Source organism: Sphingorhabdus sp. (assembly GCF_044374345.1).
Taxonomy (GTDB): domain Bacteria; phylum Pseudomonadota; class Alphaproteobacteria; order Sphingomonadales; family Sphingomonadaceae; genus Sphingorhabdus_B.
The window spans coordinates 1-3,251 of the sequence record NZ_JBILOS010000144.1 but is presented as its reverse complement, the minus strand read 5'-3'; the positions used below and the strand labels follow the sequence as shown (position 1 = coordinate 3,251).

5 protein-coding genes are annotated in these 3,251 nt (G+C 56.8%); all 5 read right to left on the bottom strand.

All coding sequences use genetic code 11. The features are described 5' to 3' along the window. Window positions 1-301: 301 nt before the first annotated feature. Window positions 302-1,069: a twin-arginine translocase subunit TatC gene (gene tatC, locus ACIQ5B_RS10630; RefSeq protein ID WP_397598992.1), complete on the bottom strand. Its 768-nt coding sequence runs from the start codon at window positions 1,067-1,069 to the stop codon at window positions 302-304. Then, window positions 1,066-1,413 (bottom strand): Sec-independent protein translocase protein TatB, encoded by a 348-nt coding sequence (gene tatB / locus ACIQ5B_RS10625; RefSeq protein ID WP_395628496.1) that lies wholly within the window; start codon window positions 1,411-1,413, stop codon window positions 1,066-1,068. Before tatB ends, tatC begins: the two co-directional genes overlap by 4 nt. Before the next feature lie 82 nt (window positions 1,414-1,495). Continuing rightward, window positions 1,496-1,714: a twin-arginine translocase TatA/TatE family subunit gene (locus tag ACIQ5B_RS10620; protein ID WP_395628497.1), complete on the bottom strand. Its 219-nt coding sequence runs from the start codon at window positions 1,712-1,714 to the stop codon at window positions 1,496-1,498. Window positions 1,715-1,779: 65 nt separating this feature from the next. Next, complete coding sequence (scpB, locus tag ACIQ5B_RS10615) at window positions 1,780-2,388, bottom strand: SMC-Scp complex subunit ScpB (RefSeq protein ID WP_395628498.1); 609 nt, start codon at window positions 2,386-2,388, stop codon at window positions 1,780-1,782. After that, entirely contained in the window at window positions 2,385-3,167 is a 783-nt protein-coding gene (locus tag ACIQ5B_RS10610) for a segregation and condensation protein A (protein ID WP_397598991.1), read from the bottom strand. Before ACIQ5B_RS10610 ends, scpB begins: the two co-directional genes overlap by 4 nt. Between the last annotated feature and the right edge of the window lie 84 nt (window positions 3,168-3,251).

Genomic DNA, 3,251 nt, shown 5'->3' with positions numbered 1-3,251 from the left:
ACGGGTTGCCCCGCCAGCGTTCCCATCATCCCGACCAGCGTTCTAGACCGCCGCCTGCATGACGCGACTCGAATAACCCATATGGTTATTTGTAGGAAAGTTGTTTTTGCACACCCTCCAACCCCTGTCGTCATGCTGAACTTGTTTCAGCATAACGAAAAACCGTCGCCTGTTATCCTGAAACAAGTTCAGGATGACGATGGGTGTGGACGATGACGAGGGAGGATGGGAACGAAGGGTGTGGGCGATGACGGCTCGGAAGGAGGAGGACGTTATTCGGCAAAAACCGAACAAACGAAACCTACGTCACGGCCTCTTCAGCCTCTGCGGCTTTTGCGCGGCGGCGGCGGGTGAACCAGATGGCGACGAGCGCCATTTCAAACAATATGCACAAAGGAATGGCGAGCAGCAGTTGCGAGACAACATCGGGCGGCGTCAGGACGGCAGCGATGGCGAATGCGCCGACAATCGCATAACGGCGCGCGCCCTTAAGCTGTTCCAGCGTCACAATCCCTGCGCGTTCCAACAGCATCAGCAGCACGGGCAACAGAAACGAAATGCCAAAGCCGAAAATGAATTTCATCACAAAGCTGAGATAATTGTCGACGCCCGGCAGCGCCTGTTGCTGCACGCCGCCCACATTTCCGCCGAAACCCAACAGATATTCGAGCGCCACGGGGATCGCCATATAATAGGCCATCGATGCGCCAATGATAAACAGCACCGGCGTTGCCAGTAAAAACGGCAGAAACGCACGCTTTTCCTTATTATACAATCCCGGCGCGACAAACCGCCACAGCTGTGTTGCAAATACGGGGAAAGAGAAGAAGCTGGCGGCGAAAAACGCGACCTTTATCTCGACAAAAAATGCCTCAAAGATCGCGGTGTAAATCAGCGTCTTTTGACCGGACTCGAGCAATGGCTGCACCAAAAATCCGAATATGGGCCGCGCAAAATACAGGCTGATGCCAAAGGCGATGGCGAGCGCCAGAAAGCTCCAGAGCAGACGGCTACGCAGCTCAATCAAATGATCGAGCAACGGCATTTTGCTGTCATCAATTTCGTTCATGCCTTGGCTGCCGTTTCTGCAGAGGGCGGATCTATCGGCAATTCGGGCTGAGCAACCGTTGCGTCGGCAGGCGCGGGATCATCCCCAAGGACATCGGCGCGTGGATCGGCGGGGTGTTCGCGCATGATGCGTTCGTTTTCCGCTTTCCACTTTTTCTCTAATTCTTCGATCTCTGACTGACGCACCATTTCGTCAAATCCGGAACGGAAATGTGCCGCGACACCGCGGGCTTTGCCCACCCATCTGCCAACAACGCGCAACGCCTTTGGCAAATCCTTTGGGCCAATGACCAGCAACGCCACAAGGACGACAAGCAACAGTTCGGAAGACGCGATGTCAAACATTCAATTGGCCAATCCGGCGGGCCGTAACGACGCCAAGCTTATCGGATGGCGTGTCAGGGTCAGTGTGGATACTGCCCCAATATTATTGGGTTTTATCGGTCTGCTTTTCGGCGTCGACAACGGTCGTGGAACCGATCTGTGGGGGAGCCTTTGACGCGTCGTCGTCTTCGCTCATGCCTTTTTTGAAGCTTTTAATGCCCTTGGCCACGTCGCCCATCATGTCGGAAAAACGGCCCTTGCCGAACAAGAGCAAAACCAGAATGCCGACAATCAGCCAATGCCAGATACTAAAACCGCCCATTTCAAACTCCTACCGGGGTTTGCCCCGAAAATTGCGACCGTGATCGCGCAGCTATCCCACCCTATCTAGGCGTTGTTTTCGTCAATTTCCAGTTCGCTGTCACTTTCTTCGCCCGCAAAATGCATATCGCCCATTGCGGTGTCGATCGGATCGAGCAGTCCGGCGGCTTTCAAATCGTCAATTCCCGGCAAATCCTTGCGACTAATAAGGCCGAAATGCGCCAGAAATCCGGCAGTTGTGGCGTAAATCAATGGGCGGCCGGGCACATCGCGCCGCCCTGCTGGCCGGACCCAGCCCGCCTCCATCAACACATCCAGCGTACCTTTCGAAATCTGCACGCCGCGAATGGCCTCAATCTCCGCACGGCTCACAGGTTCGTGATAGGCGATGATCGCCAATGTTTCGACCGCAGCACGGCTAAGCTTGCGGCTTTCTTCGCGTTCGCGGCGCAAAACATAGGCAAGGTCGGCGGCTGTCTGGAAATGCCACGATTTGCCGCGCCGGACCAATTCGATGCCCCGCCCGGCATAATGCGCCTCCAGCTGCGCCAGCGCATCGGCGATATCGACGTCGTCGCCGACATAGCCGCGAATCTGCTCAACGGTCATGGGCTGATCACTGGCGAATAAGGTCGCCTCGACCGCGCGAACATGGGGGTCGCTTATTTTCGTCATGCTTTCACCCTTAACAACAATGGCGCAAATGTCGCCTCTTGCTGCAAATCAACAGCGCCGCGTTTCGCAAGCTCAAGCGCGGCCACAAAACTGGAGGCCAGCGCGGATTTGCGCAGTACAGGTTCGGCATGGACGGGCAGAAACGCCTCAATCGATGTCCAATCGACCGCGCGGCCGATCATCGCGGATACGCGCTCCAGCGCTTCTTCCAGCGTCATGACTTGACGTTTTTTCACGACATGCATCACCGGCTGCGTGCGCGCCTTTACCTGGCCATAAGCGGTGATGAGTTCGAAATAATCGCATTCCCAAGCCCGCGCCTTGACCACGCGCAAGCCTTCGGGATTGCCGCGCAAAAAGATATCGCGCCCCAGCCGGTCCCGCGCCATCAACCGCGCGCCGCTTTCGCGCATGGCATTCAGCCGTTCCAGCCGCAGCTGCAGGCGCAGCGCAAGCTCCTCTGGAGACGGGTCAATCGTCGGGTCCTTGGGCAGTAGCAGTGCGGATTTAAGATAGGCGAGCCACGCCGCCATCACCAGATAGTCCGCCGCCAGTTCCAGCTTCAGCGCGCGGGCCTCATCAATGAAGACCAGATATTGTTCGACCAAGGCAAGGATCGACAGTTGCCGCAAATCGACCTTTTGATTGCGCGCCAGCGCCAGCAGCAGGTCAAGCGGACCTTCCCATCCGTCGATATCGATGGTCAGGACATTGGGTTCGGGAACGCTCTCGGTGCGGAGCGCATCTTGCTCTTCATCAAAGAGCAATTGCCCGGTCATGCCGCGCCTGTTGCTCCGCCGGTCAGCTTCGCACTTGTGTCCGCAAGCGCGAGCAGCTGATCCCGTTTGTCGAGCAAATAAGCC

Coding starts and splice junctions, on each gene's coding strand:
- tatC (WP_397598992.1), bottom strand. CDS start 1,069: ATGAACGAAATTGATGACAGCAAAATGCCGTTGCTCGATCATTTGATT.
- tatB (WP_395628496.1), bottom strand. CDS start 1,413: ATGTTTGACATCGCGTCTTCCGAACTGTTGCTTGTCGTCCTTGTGGCG.
- ACIQ5B_RS10620 (WP_395628497.1), bottom strand. CDS start 1,714: ATGGGCGGTTTTAGTATCTGGCATTGGCTGATTGTCGGCATTCTGGTT.
- scpB (WP_395628498.1), bottom strand. CDS start 2,388: ATGACGAAAATAAGCGACCCCCATGTTCGCGCGGTCGAGGCGACCTTA.
- ACIQ5B_RS10610 (WP_397598991.1), bottom strand. CDS start 3,167: ATGACCGGGCAATTGCTCTTTGATGAAGAGCAAGATGCGCTCCGCACC.